Annotated in this window: 14 protein-coding genes; 10 read left to right on the plus strand and 4 right to left on the minus strand. The window is 60.7% G+C overall.

Features of this window, described 5'->3' with window-relative positions; translation table 11 throughout:
- Window positions 1-216 precede the first annotated feature (216 nt).
- From yidC to argB, 4 genes are read left to right on the plus strand one after another with little or no spacing between them, the layout of a single operon-like run.
- The gene (gene yidC / locus AC13C2_RS02065; RefSeq protein WP_482885789.1) at window positions 217-2,088 is read left to right on the plus strand and encodes a membrane protein insertase YidC; all 1,872 of its coding nucleotides are present in this window, start codon (window positions 217-219) and stop codon (window positions 2,086-2,088) included.
- Window positions 2,089-2,823: an MOSC domain-containing protein gene (locus AC13C2_RS02070; protein WP_092760846.1), complete on the plus strand. Its 735-nt coding sequence runs from the start codon at window positions 2,089-2,091 to the stop codon at window positions 2,821-2,823. It abuts the gene before it with no gap.
- 58 nt (window positions 2,824-2,881) lie between these two features.
- Entirely contained in the window at window positions 2,882-3,532 is a 651-nt protein-coding gene (gene yihA / locus AC13C2_RS02075; protein WP_092760844.1) for a ribosome biogenesis GTP-binding protein YihA/YsxC, read from the plus strand.
- Between the two features lie 4 nt (window positions 3,533-3,536).
- The gene (argB, locus tag AC13C2_RS02080) at window positions 3,537-4,415 is read left to right on the plus strand and encodes an acetylglutamate kinase (RefSeq protein ID WP_092760842.1); all 879 of its coding nucleotides are present in this window, start codon (window positions 3,537-3,539) and stop codon (window positions 4,413-4,415) included.
- A gap of 33 nt (window positions 4,416-4,448) precedes the next feature.
- Here the strand turns inward: argB and AC13C2_RS02085 are convergent, their stop codons facing one another.
- From AC13C2_RS02085 to AC13C2_RS02095, 3 genes are all read right to left on the minus strand, one after another.
- Window positions 4,449-5,720, minus strand: a complete 1,272-nt coding sequence (locus AC13C2_RS02085; RefSeq protein WP_423787122.1) for a DUF3422 family protein — start codon at window positions 5,718-5,720, stop codon at window positions 4,449-4,451.
- A gap of 90 nt (window positions 5,721-5,810) precedes the next feature.
- The gene (kynU, locus tag AC13C2_RS02090) at window positions 5,811-7,010 is read right to left on the minus strand and encodes a kynureninase (protein ID WP_245737512.1); all 1,200 of its coding nucleotides are present in this window, start codon (window positions 7,008-7,010) and stop codon (window positions 5,811-5,813) included.
- Window positions 7,010-7,753 (minus strand): SDR family NAD(P)-dependent oxidoreductase, encoded by a 744-nt coding sequence (locus tag AC13C2_RS02095; protein ID WP_474522286.1) that lies wholly within the window; start codon window positions 7,751-7,753, stop codon window positions 7,010-7,012. Before AC13C2_RS02095 ends, kynU begins: the two co-directional genes overlap by 1 nt.
- 109 nt (window positions 7,754-7,862) lie before the next feature.
- Between AC13C2_RS02095 and AC13C2_RS02100 the strand changes: the two genes are divergently transcribed.
- The 6 genes from AC13C2_RS02100 to AC13C2_RS02125 all read left to right on the plus strand — a co-directional run bounded on the left by AC13C2_RS02100 (window position 7,863) and on the right by AC13C2_RS02125 (window position 14,685).
- Window positions 7,863-9,437, plus strand: coding sequence for a Re/Si-specific NAD(P)(+) transhydrogenase subunit alpha (locus tag AC13C2_RS02100; protein WP_424337667.1), 1,575 nt, complete (start codon window positions 7,863-7,865; stop codon window positions 9,435-9,437).
- Window positions 9,438-9,449: 12 nt separating this feature from the next.
- Window positions 9,450-10,889, plus strand: coding sequence for an NAD(P)(+) transhydrogenase (Re/Si-specific) subunit beta (locus AC13C2_RS02105; protein WP_482885790.1), 1,440 nt, complete (start codon window positions 9,450-9,452; stop codon window positions 10,887-10,889).
- 293 nt (window positions 10,890-11,182) lie between these two features.
- Window positions 11,183-12,064, plus strand: coding sequence for a metal ABC transporter substrate-binding protein (locus AC13C2_RS02110; RefSeq protein WP_482885791.1), 882 nt, complete (start codon window positions 11,183-11,185; stop codon window positions 12,062-12,064).
- Window positions 12,061-12,966, plus strand: a complete 906-nt coding sequence (locus tag AC13C2_RS02115) for a manganese/iron ABC transporter ATP-binding protein (RefSeq protein WP_482885792.1) — start codon at window positions 12,061-12,063, stop codon at window positions 12,964-12,966. Before AC13C2_RS02110 ends, AC13C2_RS02115 begins: the two co-directional genes overlap by 4 nt.
- Window positions 12,950-13,804 carry a metal ABC transporter permease gene (locus AC13C2_RS02120; protein WP_482885793.1) on the plus strand — a complete coding sequence of 285 codons (855 nt, stop codon included), beginning with the start codon at window positions 12,950-12,952 and terminating at the stop codon, window positions 13,802-13,804. Before AC13C2_RS02115 ends, AC13C2_RS02120 begins: the two co-directional genes overlap by 17 nt.
- On the plus strand, window positions 13,801-14,685 hold the full coding sequence (locus tag AC13C2_RS02125) for a metal ABC transporter permease (RefSeq protein WP_482885794.1): 885 nt from the start codon (window positions 13,801-13,803) through the stop codon (window positions 14,683-14,685). The genes AC13C2_RS02120 and AC13C2_RS02125 overlap by 4 nt, the downstream gene beginning before the upstream one ends.
- A 287-nt stretch (window positions 14,686-14,972) precedes the next feature.
- Here AC13C2_RS02125 and hppD read toward each other — a convergent pair whose 3' ends face one another.
- Window positions 14,973-16,067: a 4-hydroxyphenylpyruvate dioxygenase gene (gene hppD / locus AC13C2_RS02130; protein WP_092760826.1), complete on the minus strand. Its 1,095-nt coding sequence runs from the start codon at window positions 16,065-16,067 to the stop codon at window positions 14,973-14,975.
- Window positions 16,068-16,168 lie beyond the last annotated feature (101 nt).

A 16,168-nucleotide genomic window follows, 5' to 3' on the forward strand; every position in this document is an offset into this window, starting at 1 on the left:
ACTTCGTCGCTAGCAGCATGCAATGGCATCGCAGCACACCTTTCGGACCGCGACGCCCAACATACCGGAATGGATCGTGATCTTGTCGAGCCCAAGACAAATGTATGAACGATAGGGTCGTTGCCCGCGCGCCCAGCTCCGGATTCGCCTTGACCTTCCCCGGCCCGGTCTGTTGAACGGCGCGCAATCCCCCTTTCCGTGCGCGACAGGTCTTCAATGGACGATCAGAACAAGAACCTCATCCTTGCCACGGTGCTCAGTGCCTTGGTCCTCCTTGTCTGGTTCGTTCTGTTTCCGCCCGAACAACAGGCACCTTCGGTGGCCGAAACGGCAACCTCCGATGGCGTTCCGGCCCCGGCACGCGAGGCGGGTGCCCCACCCGCAGGCGACGGAACTCTGGCCGTGACGCCCGGCGCAGTGCCCGGCGTCGGGGTGACACCCGCGGAAAGTCGCGCGAACGCCGTGAATGCATCGACCCGTATTCCCGTCGACACGCCGCGCCTGACCGGATCGATCTCGCTGACAGGAGGGCGAATCGACGATATCGCCTTGAAGGACTACAAAGAAACGCTGGCCCCGGATTCACCTATCGTGACGCTGCTGTCGCCCGCAGGCGCGCCAGACGCATATTATGCACTTCACGGCTGGGTTCCCGCGGGCGACCTGCCGAGCGATGCCGTGCCATCGGCCTCGACCGAATGGACCGCACCGGAGGGCGCAAGGCTGACACCTGATACGCCGCTGACACTGACGTGGGACAATGGCACAGGCCTGATCTTCACGCGGGTAATTTCCGTCGACGATGATTTCATGTTCACGGTCGCGCAGTCGGTTGAAAATACCGGCGATGTGGCCGTGCGGATGTTCCCCTATGGTCTGGTGGCACGTCACGGCGAACCCGATGTCGAAAACTTTTTCATCAGCCATGAGGGCGTCGTCGCTCATTCCGATGGCATCGTGGAGCGGCTCGAATATGGCGACATGGTCGATCTGGACGTAGATCCGACCGAAGGCGGACGTGTCGTCAAATACCAGATCACCGATGAAGGCTGGATCGGATTCGCGGACAAATACTGGATGACGATGTTGATCCCGTCCACGGGAACACCGGCCACAAGTGTCGTGAAATACGTCGACGGCGGAGCCATCTATCAGACCGAAACACGCATGCCCGTGGTCGAAGTGGCCGCCGGTGCGACGGTAACCAGCGAAAGCCGCCTGTTCGCCGGTGCGAAGGAATGGGAAGAGCTGCGCTACTATCAGAACGAACAGGGCGTTCCGGGCTTCGTGGATGCAATCGACTGGGGCTGGTTCTTTTTCCTGACCAAACCGATCTTTCAGGCTTTGCACTTCTTGAATGCATTGATCGGGAACATGGGGCTGGCGATCATCGTGCTGACACTGGGGATCAAGGCGATCCTGTTTCCGTTGGCTTATAAATCCTACGTCTCAATGGCGCGCATGAAAGAGTTGCAGCCCGAGATGGAGAAGCTGAAGGAAAAGGCGGGCGACGACCGCCAGAAACTTCAGACCGGGATGATGGAACTCTACAAGAAGAACAAGGTGAACCCGGCGGCGGGCTGTCTGCCGATCCTGTTGCAGATCCCAATTTTCTTCAGCCTCTACAAGGTGATCTTCGTCACGATCGAATTGCGGCATGCACCGTTTTTCGGGCCGTTCCAGGATCTGTCGGCACCCGATCCGACTAGCCTGCTGAACCTGTTCGGCCTGCTGCCCATCGCTGCGCCCGAGGCAGGAACCATCCTGGCACTTGTCTTCATCGGGATCCTTCCGATCATGCTGGGCGTGTCGATGTGGTTCCAGCAGAAGCTGAATCCGGCGCCCGCCGACCCCACTCAAGCAATGATCTTCGCCTGGCTGCCATGGGTGTTCATGTTCATGCTGGGCAGCTTCGCATCCGGGCTTGTGGTCTACTGGATCGCCAACAACACGATCACCTTCACACAGCAGTACATCATCATGCGGTCGCACGGGTCGAAGCCCGACCTGTTCGGAAACATCAAGTCCGGTTTTCGCAAGAAGGCGGCTGCCAACGATGTCAGGCCGCCGTCCTCCAAGGGAAAATAGATGCGTCTGGTCGAGATCTGGCGCCATCCGATCAAGGCCCATGGCCGGGAGGACATGTCTGCGTTCGACATTGCGGCAGGCGGCACCATCCCTCTCGACCGGGAATGGGCCGTAGCGCATGAGGCTGCAAAGCTGAACGGCGAGTCATGGGTGCCCTGCGCGAACTTCAGCCGTGGTGCCAAGACACCGGCCTTGATGGCGATCAAGGCTCGGACTGGGGACGGTGTCATCACGCTGTCACACCCCGACCTGGCCGATCTGACCTTCGATCCTGATTGCGACAATCGCATCTTCCTTGAATGGATCGCGCCCCTGGTCGATCCATCGCGTGCGGCCCCGACCGGTATCGTGCGGGCCGCAGGCCGGGGCTTCACTGATACCGAGTTTCCGTCGATCTCATTGCTTGGCATGGCGTCTCACCGCGCCGTAGAGCAAAAGGTCGGGCGGCCTCTTTCGCATCTGCGATGGCGTGGCAACCTTTGGATCGACGGACTTGCCCCGTGGGAAGAGTTCGACATGATCGGGCGGGAGTTGACTTTGGGCACTGCACGGTTCGCTGTCGAAGAACGGATCACGCGGTGTCGCGCTACGATGGCCAACCCGGAGACCGGCAAGATCGATACCGACACGCTTGGCGCATTGGAGGATGGCTGGGGCCATCGCGATTTCGGCGTCTACCTGAGTTGTATCGCGCCGGGCCATGTGGCCGTCGGCGATGTGCTGGTGCTTTCGTGACGGCCCGCGCAGCGGCTTTCCACGTCCGCAGAATTTCCAATTCAATGGAGGCCACCGCATGAGCCTGCCCTTCCCAGTCGCCGATGCCCCGACCCCCGAAGCCGAGGAGATTGGTCGCAAGCTGTTCGCCACGGGCGGAGAGTTCCTCAAGGGCGTGGTCGCCATGTCGGGCATGCCGCCCGCAGATCGCTTGGAGGTCTGTTTCGCGGGCCGGTCGAACGTCGGAAAATCGACACTGATCAATGCGCTGACGGGCCGCAAGGCGTTGGCCCGTGCTTCCAACACGCCCGGACGGACACAGGAAATCAACTATTTCACGCTGGCCGACAGCCACTACCTTGTGGACCTTCCGGGCTACGGTTTCGCCAATGCGCCCGTCGCCGTGGTCGCCAAGTGGCAGGCCTTGCTCAAGGCATATCTGGCGGGCCGACCATCGCTGCGCCGTGCCTTCGTTCTGATAGACGCGCGCCACGGCGTGAAGTCCGTGGACGAAGAGATCATGACCCTGCTCGACCGGTCCGCCGTGCCGTTCCAGACCGTGCTGACCAAGGCTGACAAGGTGAAGGACGCGGAGAGGGAGCAGGCGCTGAACCAGACCCGCGCGGCCTTGGCCAAGCATCCAGCCGCCTATCCGGAACTGATCGTCACCAGCAGCGAAAAGGGCTGGGGCATCCCCGACCTTCGTGCCACCATCGCGACGATGGAGTGACCCAATGCAGAAACAGGATTCCATGACCGCCCGCGACAATGCCGCCATCGCCCGCACGCTTAACGAAGCATTGCCTTATCTGACGCGCTATAACGACGCGATCGTCGTCATCAAGCTGGGCGGACATGCGATGGGCAGCGATGAGGGCATGGCCAGTTTCGCCCGCGACGTCGTGCTGATGCGAACGGTCGGGATCAACCCGGTGATCGTTCACGGCGGCGGACCGATGATCAATGAACTGCTGGCCAGGCTTGGCGTCGAGTCGGAGTTCGTACGCGGCAAGCGCGTGACCGATGCCGAAACCGTCCGTGTCGTTGAAATGGTGCTGGCCGGAGAGGTCAACAAGCGGATCGTTCAGGCCATCAACTCGGCCGGTGGGCGCGCCGTTGGCCTGTCGGGCAAGGACGCCGACATGATCGTCTGCACGCAGACGGACCCGGATTTGGGCTTTGTCGGCACCCCGTCCGAAGTGGACCCCCGTCTGTTGCACAGCCTGTTTCGCGATGAGATGATCCCTGTGATCGCCCCCATCGGCACGGGCGAGAACGACGAGACCTTCAACATCAACGGCGACACTGCCGCAGGGGCCATTGCCGGGGCATTGCGGGCCGATCGCCTGCTGTTGCTAACGGATGTGGCTGGCGTAAAGGACGGCACCGGCGAAGTCGTGACGCAATTGTCGGCCTCGCAGGTGCGCGAAATGACGGCAGACGGCACAATTGCGGGCGGCATGATCCCCAAGACCGAAACCGCGCTGGATGCGCTGGCGGCGGGTGTGCGCGCCGTCGTCATTCTGGACGGGCGGGTGCCGAACGCGGCCTTGCTGGAACTGTTCACCAGTCACGGCGCAGGCAGCCTGATCCGAATGGATCCGGCCAACTGATAGCCGACTGATACGTGTGTCTAACCCCGATAATCAGTCCTCGGCGTGGGCACGGATGCGTCGGATGACCCACCAGACCAGAAGGACGACAGGCACCACGGCCATGGCCGAGATCATTTCTTTCGTCAGACCGATGGCCGATCCGAACGGATAGGCAATATAGGTCACGAGGTTGACGGCATAGTACCCGATGGCGACGACCGACAGCCCCTCGACCGTCTTTTGCAGACGCAACTGCATCGCGGCGCGGTCATCCATCGAGCGCAGCAGTCTGCCATTCTGGGTCGCCCGCTCTACGTTCACACGGGTAGACAGCAAATCACCGGCACGGCGCGCCCGTTCGGCCAGGGCTTCCATTCGCCTTTCGACCGATTGACAGGTGCGCATCGCAGGGTCGAACCGGCGCATCATGAACTCCGCGAAGGTTTGCCGCCCTCCGGTCCGATCTTCGCGCAGGATGGCAATGCGCTGCGCGACCAGTGCCGCATAAGCCTCGCGCGCGCCGAAGCGAAAGGCCGAGAGGGCGAGCATCGTCTCAAGCTCCGACCCGATGGCCAGCAGGTCTTCCAGTGTCGCATCGGCATCGCTGTCGGTCTGACGCAGAGCCCCGACGAGTGCGGAAAGCTGCGTATCCATTTTACCCAGACGGGCGCTCAGATCATGGGCGCGCGGAAGGGCCAGCATCGACATCGTCTTGTAGGTTTCAATCTCGCAAAGCCTTTGGGCAATGCGTCCGATCCGTCGTTCACCAGTTCCCGGAGCGGTAAACAGGGCAAATCGCATATGACCGCTGGCGTCGATGCGAAAGTCGCCCGCAATCGTCGCGCATCCATCCAGCACGGTCGCGGCGGCAAGGCTTTCGGGTACGAACCATTTTGACATTTTAGCGTCCATGTCGTCGCACTCCGGCTCTACCCGGATCAGGGCGGACGTCAGACGCAGGCCCGGCGCTGCGGCCAACCAGTCAGCGGGGAAGGCCGCAAACAAATTGCCGTCAAATGGGAGCGGCGAAAGACTGTCGGAAAACAGCGTGTAGGTCACGAATTCGGTATGACTCTCCCATTTGAGGCGATAGCGGCCCATCTGGCCGAAGAAATGGGTTGCATCGGGTTTAGGATGATCCGCGCCAAACCGGTCCAGCAACGCCAGAAGATGCGCCCTGTCCGCTGCGCGGTCACGATTGGCAGCATCGTGTTCCCGCTTGATGGCGAGGAACGCGGCTTCGGACCCGGTCGGCAGTGACGGGAACGGACGGGCATGAAGCTCGTTGGCCAAATCGTAGCGGCAGGGATAATCGCGCAACATATCAGGTATCTCCGACGTATGGCGCGATAGGTGTGCGCCAAGCGGAAGGGTGCAATCGCCACCGCGCGGTATGCAATGGCATGGCGGCTTTCAGGTCACGGCCTTACGCGCAAGAAATTGCGGCTGATCCCATTCCCGCGTGGTCAGAACCTGCGCCAGATGGGAGACTGCCGCATCCACCTCGGACTCGCCGATGAATAACGGGGTAAAACCAAAGCGCAGGATGTCGGGTGCGCGGAAGTCGCCGATGACACCGCGCGCGATCAGGGCCTGCATGACCGCATAGCCCTGATCGTGGCGGAAGCTGACTTGCGAGCCGCACGTCTGATCGGCGGGCGATGCAGGCATCAGCGAAGGACATAGTTCGGAGACACCGTCGAAAAAACGGCCAGACAATTCGAGAGAGCGCGCCCGCAAGGCAGGCATGTCGACGTCGTCCCAGATATCGAGTGCGGCGTCGAGCGCGGCGAGTTGCAGGACCGGAGGTGTGCCGACGCGCATCCGCTCGATCCCCGGACCGGGACGATAGGATGGATCGAAGGCGAAGGGCGCGGCATGTCCCAGCCACCCTGACAGCGCCGGGGCGATCCGGTCCTGCAAGTCGGGGCGGACGTGGACAAAGGCGGGCGCACCGGGGCCGGCGTTCAGATACTTATAGGTGCAGCCGATTGCGAAATCGGCATTTGCGGCCGTCACATCAACTTCGTGCGCGCCGGCGGAATGGGCCAGATCCCAGATTGCAAGTGCGCCGTGATCGTGGGCCAGTGCGGTCAGGGACGCCATGTCATGCATCCGACCGGTGCGATAATCAACCTGTGTCAACAGGGTGACGGCCACGGCGTCGTCGATCGCCGTTGCCACGTCTTCTGGCGCGACGACCCGCAACTCGTGCCCCTGCCCCAGCGTGGCGATCAATCCTTCAGCCATATAGAGATCGGTCGGAAAATTGCCGCTGTCAGACAGAATCACGCGACGGTCGGGCCGCAACTTCAAGGCGGCATCCAGCACCTGAAACACCTTGATCGACAGGGTGTCGCCCACGACGACTGACCCCTCGGGCGCGCCGATCAAGCGACCTATGCGGTCGCCCAGACGTGTGGGCCATCCCATCCAGCCTTCACCGTCCGCGCCTGTGTTCCAACCCCGGATCAGAAGCTGCCCCCACTCGTCTTCGATCGTTCGGCGCACGCGCTCCGCCGCTGCGACCGGCAGTGGACCCAGCGAATTGCCATCCAGATAGATCACCCCATCCGGCAGATGGAACCGTTTTCGCATCTCCGTCCAGTTCATCAGTATTGCCCCCCGGCGATCTGTATCGCCTGACCATTCACGCTACGTGCGCCATCGCTGCACAGCCATATCGCGGCATCGGCTACTTCATCGACTTCGATCAGGCGGCGATGGGCGTTTTGGCCGATCATCACATCGCGCGCATCCGCCTCGGACATGCCCGTCCTTGCCATGATCCGTGAGGTGTTGTCAGTTACGATCGCGGTATCCACATATCCGGGGCAGAGCGCGTTAAACGTGACGCCGCGTCCCAGATGATCCGCTGCAAGCGCCCGGATCAGTCCGATCATTCCATGTTTCGACGCGGTATAGGCCGATGCTCCTTTCAATCCCTTAAGCCCCGCGATGGATGACACGGCGATGACCCTTCCCCAGTCGTCCATGTCGGGCAGGCAGGCGCGGATCGTGTGAAACGCCCCGTCGAGGTTTGTCGCCATGATGCGCCGCCACATCTGCGCATCAGTCCTGGCCAGTGATGCACCTTCTGCGATGCCCGCGTTTGCAATACATATCTGAACAGGGCCAAACGCGGCGCGGGCAGCGTCGATGCCCTCGATGACAGAAGCTTCGTCGGTTACATCCATCGCGACTGCATTTGCGCCGGACACGGATTGCAATGCTTCCAGTCGCCGTCCGGTGACCGTGACGCGCGCGCCCGCCGACATCAGGCTTTCCGCAATGGCGCGACCGATGCCGCTGCCACCGCCTGTTACAAGTGCGTGCCGTTCGCTCAATTTCCCCAAGGTCATCATCCTTCACGCAATTAAGTGTCGCATCAGCGCATGTTGCATTGAGGCTTCCGTTGCCGACAGATAAGAGGGATTACCGCTAACTGCCCCCGGAGACTTTGCAATGAAGATCGGCGCACCGAAAGAGGTACACGAGGGCGAAGCCCGCGTCGCCATCACCCCAGAGAGCGCAGGTCATCTGCAAAAGCTCGGGCATGAAGTTTTTATCGAGGCCGGTGCCGGTACCCTCGCCGGGTTCACGGATGATGCGTATCGTGATGCAGGGGTGGAAGTCGTCAAGACAGCGCCGTCCCTGTTCAAGATGATCGACGTCGTGGCCAAGGTGCGCCCGCCGACGGAAACTGAAGCCAAGCGACTGACCAAGGGCCAGACGCTGATCTCGTTCTTCTATCCGTCGTCGAACGAGGCGCTGATGGAAACGCTGAAATCCAAGGGCGCGACTGCCATTGCGATGGACATGGTTCCCCGGATTTCCCGCGCCCAGAAGATGGATGCGCTGTCGTCGATGGCGAATATCGCCGGGTATCGCGCGGTGATCGAGGCGGGCAATAACTTCGGGCGTTTCTTCACCGGACAGGTAACGGCTGCAGGCAAGGTGCCACCGGCCAAGGTTCTGGTGATCGGTGCGGGTGTCGCCGGTCTGGCCGCGATCGGCACGTCTACATCACTGGGCGCCATCACCTATGCCTTTGACGTGCGTCCCGAAGTGGCCGAGCAGATCGAGTCGATGGGGGCGGAGTTCGTCTATCTGGAGTTCGACGACAGCGAATTGCCCGACGGCGCGGAGACGGGCGGCTATGCCCCGCCTTCCAGCCCCGAATTCCAGGCAAAGCAACTGGCCAAGTTCCGTGAGATCGCTCCGGATATCGACATCGTCATCTCGACCGCGCTGATCCCGAACCGGCCCGCGCCGGTGTTGTGGACGGCCGATATGGTCAAGTCCATGAAGCCCGGATCGGTAATCGTGGATCTGGCGGCCGAACGCGGCGGTAACTGCGAACTGACCGTGCCGGACGAAAAGATCGTCACCGATAACGGCGTCACGATCATCGGCTATACCGATTTCCCCAGTCGGATGGCGGCGCAGTCGTCGACGCTTTATGGCAACAACATCCGTCATATGATGGCCGACCTGACGCCCGAGAAGGACGGTGTCGTGGTCCACGACATGGAAGACGATGTGATCCGGGGCGCGACCGTCACGCACGAAGGGTCGATCACATGGCCGCCCCCGCCGCCCAAAATCGCGGCCATCGCAACGAAGCCGAAGCAGAAAGTTATCGTCCCGACAGCCGAGGAAAAACGCGCGACCGAAGTCGCCGCCTTCAAGGCACAGACCCGCAATCAGGTCGGGCTGCTGGTCATCGGTGCCGCGCTTCTGCTTTTCGTAGGCTTTTTCGCGCCTGCCAGTTTCATGCAGCACTTCATCGTATTCGTCCTGTCTGTTTTCGTCGGGTTTCAGGTCATCTGGAACGTGTCGCACAGCCTGCACACACCACTGATGGCGGTGACCAACGCGATCTCTTCGATCATCATTCTGGGCGCCCTGGTGCAGATCGGCTCGGGCTCGTGGCTGGTGATCCTTCTGGCGGCGTTGTCCGTCTTCATGGCCGGGATAAACATTTTCGGCGGCTTCCTCGTGACACGGCGCATGCTCGCCATGTTCCAGAAATCATAAGGGGGACCGGTCATGGAATTCGGATTCACCACTGCGGCCTATGTTGTCGCAGCCGTTCTCTTCATCCTGTCTCTGGGCGGATTGTCAGGTCAGGAATCGGCCAAGCGCGCCGTCTGGTACGGTATCGCGGGCATGGCTCTGGCGGTCTTCGCAACCCTGATAGGCCCCGGTGCGGGGCTTTGGGTGCTGTCGCTGATCCTGATCGCACTGGGTGGCGTCATCGGTTACCAACTGGCAACCAAAGTGCAGATGACGCAGATGCCGGAACTGGTTGCGGCCATGCATTCGCTGGTCGGTCTGGCCGCCGTGTTCGTCGGCTTCATCGCGCATTTCGAAATGGCGCGCGTCGCGGGGCTCAAAGCAGAGGGCGCCGATCTGACGACACTGGGCACCTTCGCCACGCTGATCGCCAAGAAGACCACTGTCGAGCTGAATATCCTGCGGGTCGAGTTGTTCCTGGGCGTCTTCATCGGAGCCGTGACCTTCACCGGTTCGGTCATCGCCTATGGCAAGCTTGCGGGAAAGGTCGACTCGGCTGCTAAAAAGCTACCGGGCGGTCATCTGTTGAATGCGGCGGCGGCGGGTATCTCTCTGCTGGCGCTGATCTGGTACTTCAACACTGGCGGGTTTTTTCCACTGTTCATCATGACGCTGGCCGCGCTTTTCATCGGGTATCACCTGATCACGGGCATCGGCGGCGCAGACATGCCCGTCGTCGTCTCGATGCTCAACAGTTACTCGGGCTGGGCAGCGGCGGCGATCGGTTTCAGCCTTGGCAATGACCTGTTGATCGTGGTCGGCGCGTTGGTCGGATCGTCGGGCGCAATCCTGTCGTATATCATGTGCAAGGCGATGAATCGCAGCTTTGTGTCGGTTATTCTGGGCGGCTTCGGTGGCCCGGCGGGCGAACAGATGGCGGTCGAGGGCGAACAGGTCGCCATTGATGCCGACGGCGTAGCGAATGCGCTCAACGAGGCGGACAGTGTCGTCATCGTGCCGGGCTATGGCATGGCGGTCGCGCAGGCACAGCAGAATGTGGCCGAACTGACCCGCAAATTGCGCGCCAAGGGCAAGAACGTCCGCTTCGCCATTCACCCCGTCGCGGGCCGTTTGCCCGGCCATATGAACGTGCTGCTGGCCGAGGCGAAGGTGCCCTATGACATCGTGCTGGAAATGGACGAGATCAACGACGACCTGCCCGACACCGATGTCGTCATCGTCATCGGGTCAAACGACATCGTGAACCCCGCCGCGCAGGACGACCCCAACAGCCCCATCGCCGGGATGCCGGTGCTGGAGGTCTGGAAGGCGAAGCAGGTGTTCGTGTCCAAACGAGGCCAGGGCACCGGATATTCCGGCATCGAGAACCCGCTGTTCTACAAAGAGAACACGCGCATGTTCTACGGCGATGCAAAGGCGTCGTTGGACCTGTTGCTGCCGAAGATCGACTGATCCATTGAAGCTTTGAGATTGCTCAAGATGGTTACTCCAAATTCCGCACTGCCGCGTTCCTCTTTATGAGAGAAAATATAGACCGCACAGTTAAGCAGCATCGAAACAGATAGTTTGGCCATATATTCCGGACAGCTTGGCAAGGCAGATCATACAGTCAGCGGATACAAAGCTCCGGCATTTGGTGGACCATCGAAAAGAACAGTAAATTGCATGGGCTGCCTTTCGGGGCGGCCCTTGACATTCCGAGCGTAAGAGCCACTTTTGCGAATAGTTCTCAATCTCAGGTATTCATGTTTCGCATCATCCTCGCCATACTTCTCCTCGCCTCACCCGCCACGGCGCAGGAGGGCAGATTGAAGGTCGTGACTACCTTCACCGTCATTGCCGATATGGCCCGCAATGTCGCAGGCGATGCCGCCGATGTCGTGTCGGTCACCAAACCGGGGGCGGAAATCCACGGCTACTCCCCCACACCGCGAGACCTGGTGCGTGCGTCGGATGCGGATCTGCTGCTGTGGAACGGCCTGAATCTGGAGCTGTGGTACGAGCAATTCCTGTCAAATCTGGGCGATATCCCATCCGTCACCGTCAGCGATGGGATCGAACCGATTTCCATCACCGAAGGCGGCTATGAAGGGCTGGCAAACCCCCACGCCTGGATCGGCCCGGATGCCGCACTGATCTATGTCGACAATATCCGCGATGCGTTGTCGGAAGCCGACCCTGCGAATGCGTCGACGTACGCTGCCAACGCCGATGCTTACAAGACGCAAATCACTGCCACCCTCGCCCCGGCGCGCGAACGTCTGGCGACCATCCCCGAAGATGGCCGCTGGCTGGTCACCTGCGAAGGGGCCTTCAGCTATCTGGCGCGCGATTTCGGGTTGAAGGAATTGTATCTGTGGCCCATCAACGCCGATGCCGTGGGCACCCCGCAGCAGGTGCGCAAGGTAATCGACGGGGTGCGCGACCATAACATTCCCGTCGTATTCTGCGAAAGCACCGTCAATACGGACCCCGCCAGACAGGTCGCCCGCGAAACCGGCGCGGCCTACGGAGGCGAGTTGTATGTCGACAGTCTGTCGGAAGCCGACGGGCCGGTCCCGACATATCTGGATCTGCTGCGGGTAACGTCGGAAACGGTGGCCGACGGCCTTTTGGCAAACCGATGATAAACAGTGTGGCAGATGGCGGCGGCATCGACGCGACCGGTGTAACCGTGACCTATCGTAACGGTCTCACGGCGCTGCGCGACGCGACCTTTCACATTCCCAAGGGCAGCGTGACCGCGCTGGTCGGGGTGAACGGGGCGGGCAAATCCACGCTGTTCAAGGCCATAATGGGCTTTGTGCCTGCGTCCCAGGGTGAAATCAGACTGTTGGGGCGAACCGTACGCGAGGCCCTGAAATCCAATATCGTCGCCTATGTCCCGCAGGCGGAGGAGGTCGACTGGGCCTTCCCCGTACTGGTCGAAGACGTCGTGATGATGGGTCGATACGGCCACATGGGGTTCCTGCGCCGCGCCCGTCCGGCCGATCATGCCGCTGTCGATCAGGCGCTGGCCCGCGTCGGCATGTCCGATTATCGGCAGCGTCAGATCGGTGAGCTTTCAGGAGGTCAGCGCAAGCGCGTCTTTCTGGCTCGCGCCCTGGCGCAGGACGGTCAGGTCATCCTGCTGGACGAGCCATTTACCGGCGTCGACGTCAAGACCGAGGAGCAGATTGTCGCCCTGCTGCGCGAAATGCGCGAGGAAGGCCGGGTGATGCTGGTGTCGACGCACAACCTCGGGTCCGTGCCGGAATTCTGCGATCGTGTCGTCCTCGTTAAAGGGACCGTCACCGCCTACGGCAAGACCGACGAAGTCTACACCCGCGATAATCTGGAGGCTGCCTTCGGAGGCGTCCTGCGGCATTTCACGCTGGGCGGGACCGAGTTGCACCACGACGACGAAGACACCCGCGAAGTGCGTATCATCACTGACGATGAACGACCGTTTGTGATGTATGGCGAGAAGCGGAAGAAATCGATTGCGCGCATGACGGTCAAGGCCGACACAGATGACGGCAATGCTTGAGCCCTTCGCCTATTCCTACATGGTCAACGCGATGTGGGTCAGCGCGCTGGTCGGCGGCGTATGTGCCTTCTTGTCGTGTTACCTGATGCTCAAGGGCTGGTCGCTGATCGGGGATGCCCTGTCCCATTCGGTCGTGCCCGGAGTGGCGGGGGCCTATATGCTGGGCCTGCCTTTCGCCTTCGGCGCATTCCTGTCGGGCGGATTGGCGGCGGCGGCGATGCTTTTCCTGACCGATCGGTCGGGGCTGAAAGCCGATGTCATCATCGGCATCATCTTCACATCGTTCTTCGGGCTGGGCCTGTTCATGGTGTCGGTGAATCCGATATCTGTGTCGGTTCAGACCATCACGATGGGCAATATCCTGGCCATCACGCCAGAGGATACGCTGCAGCTTGTCATCATCGGAACAGTGTCGGCAGTGGTACTGGCGCTGAAGTGGAAAGACCTGCTGGTCACATTCTTCGACGAAAGCCACGCCCGATCCATTGGATTGCGGCCCGAGTTGCTGAAAGTCCTGTTTTTCACCCTGCTGTCCGCTTCCGTCGTCGCAGCAATGCAAACGGTCGGCGCGTTTCTGGTGATCGCCCTGGTGGTGACCCCCGGTGCGACCGCCTATCTGCTGGCCGACCGGTTTCCACGTCTGCTGGCTTGGTCGATCAGCATCGGGGCCGGCACATCGTTCGTTGGCGCTTACCTTAGCTTCTTTCTTGATGGGGCGACCGGCGGCATCATCGTGTCGCTGCAAACTCTGATCTTCGGTATCGCCTTTGTTTTCGCACCCGTGCACGGCGTTCTGGCGACCCGTCGCAAGGCACGGAAAGCCCGGAAGGTAGCATGATCGAAACACTGCTCCTGCCATTTCAGTTTCCGTTCATGCAGAATGGCTTTCTGATTTCGCTGATCGTCTCGCCAGCGGCTGCGCTTCTGTCGTGTTTCCTCGTCCTCAAGGGTTGGGCGTTGATGGGCGATGCCGTCAGCCATGCAATCCTGCCCGGCGTCGTGTTGGCATATCTGCTGGGCATTCCGTTGATCGTTGGGGCATTTACCGCTGGCATGGGATGTTCGCTACTGACCGGGTATCTGGCCGAAAATTCGCGCGTCAAACGCGACACCGTCATGGGTGTGGTATTTTCCGGCATGTTCGCAGTCGGATTGATCCTGTTCGTTGCATTTCCTTCGGATGCCCATCTGGATCAGATCCTGTTCGGGAATATGCTGGGCGTCGGCCCTGCGGACCTGTGGACCGGGCTGGCCATCTCGGGGCCGGTGGTCGCAGTCCTGAGCCTGAAATGGCGGGACTTTCTGCTGCATGCCTTCGATCCTGCGCAGGCACAGGCGGCGGGGCTGAATACGCGGTTGCTGCATTATGGCCTGCTGACGATCCTGTCATTAGTGGTCGTGGCAGTGCTTGCCTCCGTCGGCCTGATTTTGGCTGTCGCTCTGCTGGTGACGCCGGGGGCCATAGCGTTTCTGGTCACACGAAGTTTCGGACGTATGCTGGTCGTTTCTGTCGTCGTCTGCACCGGTTCGATGCTGACGGGCATATATGCGAGTTTCTGGTTGGACAGTGCACCTGCGCCAACCATCGTGCTGGTTTTGACGGGGTTGTTTTTGGCGGCCTTCACGGCTCGCCGCATTCAGGTCGCACGACAATCGCGTACCGACCGTGAAAAATACGAACGCCCCAGTCCTAATGAAAGAACCGGGGCGCCGCTCTGACGATCGCCTCCCGCACCGCACAACCACCGGAAGACGACCGGAGCCCATAAAGGGGAGATATGCCAACGGTTGTGGCGTAGACATTTTGTGCGGTTCGATAAATCAACGGCAGCCGCGGCGTATAGTTCCGCCCAATCGCTCGTGTTACAGAAACATGTCGCCAGGTTCCGGCGGAACCTGCACGGTATCTGATTTCGCGACCTTGGACGCCCCTTTGTCGCTGCGTCCCACGCCGATACAGATGTCATCTTCCACAAACGCGCGCACGAAATGCCCCTATTGTAAGGTCAGTCCACCGCCAGGACACCCCTCGCAATCTGATCAGCCTCGATGCTCTCGAACAGGGCCTTGAAGTTGCCTTCACCAAAGCCGTCATCTCCCTTGCGCTGGATGAACTCGAAAAAGATCGGCCCGATGCAGGTCTTTGAGAAAATCTGCAGCAGAATCCGGGTCTCGCCCCCACCGACGACGCCTTCACCGTCGATCAGAATACCGTGCTTCTCCATCCGGTCCAGCGGCTCCGTGTGGTCGGTCACCCGTTCCCGGCTCATATCGTAATAAGATTGCGGCGGCTTCGGCATGAAGGTGACACCATTGTCGGCAATGCGGTCGACGGCCGAATAGATGTCCCTGGCCCCTACCGCGATGTGCTGAATGCCTTCGCCGTTGTAACGCTTGAGATATTCGACGATCTGCCCGGTCTCGCCGCGGTCTTCGTTGATCGGGATGCGGATACGACCACAGGGTGACGTCAGTGCCCGGCTAAGCAGGCCGGAGTGTTTACCCTGAATGTCGAAAAAGCGGATTTCGCGGAAATTGAACAGATCGCCGTAGAAGCGGAACCACTTGTCCATGTTCCCCTTGTGGACGTTATGGGTCAGGTGATCGAGGTAGTGGAAGCCCACGCCCTCCGGGTGCGCCTTGCCGACCCAATCGAACTCGGCATTGAAGGGCGAGGCGTCACGGTACTGATCTATGAAATAGATCAGGCTGCCGCCGATCCCGATGATTGCGGGCACATCCATCAACTTTCCCGGACCGTCGAACGGTATGGCACCCCGGCCCACGGCATGATCGAAGGCATGCCGGGCATCTGCGACGCGCCAACCCATCGCCGGGGCGCAAGGCCCATGTTCGTCGACGAAGCGCATTGCGTGGCTGCCGGGCTGGGCGTCGATCAGATAGGTAATATCGCCTTGCTGCCAGATCTCGACGGCGTCGGTCTTGTGCGTTGCGACATGAGAATAGCCCTGCCGGGTGAAAACGTCGCGCAGCATCTGTGGATCTTCATGCGCGAAAGCGACAAAGGCGAAACCGTCGGTTCCGGCCGGATTATCGGCACTGATTTCGGCATAGGGGGCGTGATGCGGGAACGGACCCATAAGTGATCTCCTTCGAATTTGCCTGTACGATACTGGCTCGGCTCTGATCCTTGTGCGCATTATCAGGGCTATCATTGCAGTTGCGCGCATTCTTCGCGCAT

The sequence above is a fragment of the Jannaschia sp. L-14R genome, from assembly GCF_056857695.1.

Excerpts from the sequence above, each read along its gene's own strand:
- yidC (WP_482885789.1), top strand. The coding sequence starts at position 217 with ATGGACGATCAGAACAAGAACCTCATCCTTGCCACGGTGCTCAGTGCC.
- AC13C2_RS02070 (WP_092760846.1), top strand. The coding sequence starts at position 2,089 with ATGCGTCTGGTCGAGATCTGGCGCCATCCGATCAAGGCCCATGGCCGG.
- yihA (WP_092760844.1), top strand. The coding sequence starts at position 2,882 with ATGAGCCTGCCCTTCCCAGTCGCCGATGCCCCGACCCCCGAAGCCGAG.
- argB (WP_092760842.1), top strand. The coding sequence starts at position 3,537 with ATGCAGAAACAGGATTCCATGACCGCCCGCGACAATGCCGCCATCGCC.
- AC13C2_RS02085 (WP_423787122.1), bottom strand. The coding sequence starts at position 5,720 with ATGTTGCGCGATTATCCCTGCCGCTACGATTTGGCCAACGAGCTTCAT.
- kynU (WP_245737512.1), bottom strand. The coding sequence starts at position 7,010 with ATGAACTGGACGGAGATGCGAAAACGGTTCCATCTGCCGGATGGGGTG.
- AC13C2_RS02100 (WP_424337667.1), top strand. The coding sequence starts at position 7,863 with ATGAAGATCGGCGCACCGAAAGAGGTACACGAGGGCGAAGCCCGCGTC.
- AC13C2_RS02105 (WP_482885790.1), top strand. The coding sequence starts at position 9,450 with ATGGAATTCGGATTCACCACTGCGGCCTATGTTGTCGCAGCCGTTCTC.
- AC13C2_RS02110 (WP_482885791.1), top strand. The coding sequence starts at position 11,183 with ATGTTTCGCATCATCCTCGCCATACTTCTCCTCGCCTCACCCGCCACG.
- AC13C2_RS02115 (WP_482885792.1), top strand. The coding sequence starts at position 12,061 with ATGATAAACAGTGTGGCAGATGGCGGCGGCATCGACGCGACCGGTGTA.
- AC13C2_RS02120 (WP_482885793.1), top strand. The coding sequence starts at position 12,950 with ATGACGGCAATGCTTGAGCCCTTCGCCTATTCCTACATGGTCAACGCG.
- AC13C2_RS02125 (WP_482885794.1), top strand. The coding sequence starts at position 13,801 with ATGATCGAAACACTGCTCCTGCCATTTCAGTTTCCGTTCATGCAGAAT.
- hppD (WP_092760826.1), bottom strand. The coding sequence starts at position 16,067 with ATGGGTCCGTTCCCGCATCACGCCCCCTATGCCGAAATCAGTGCCGAT.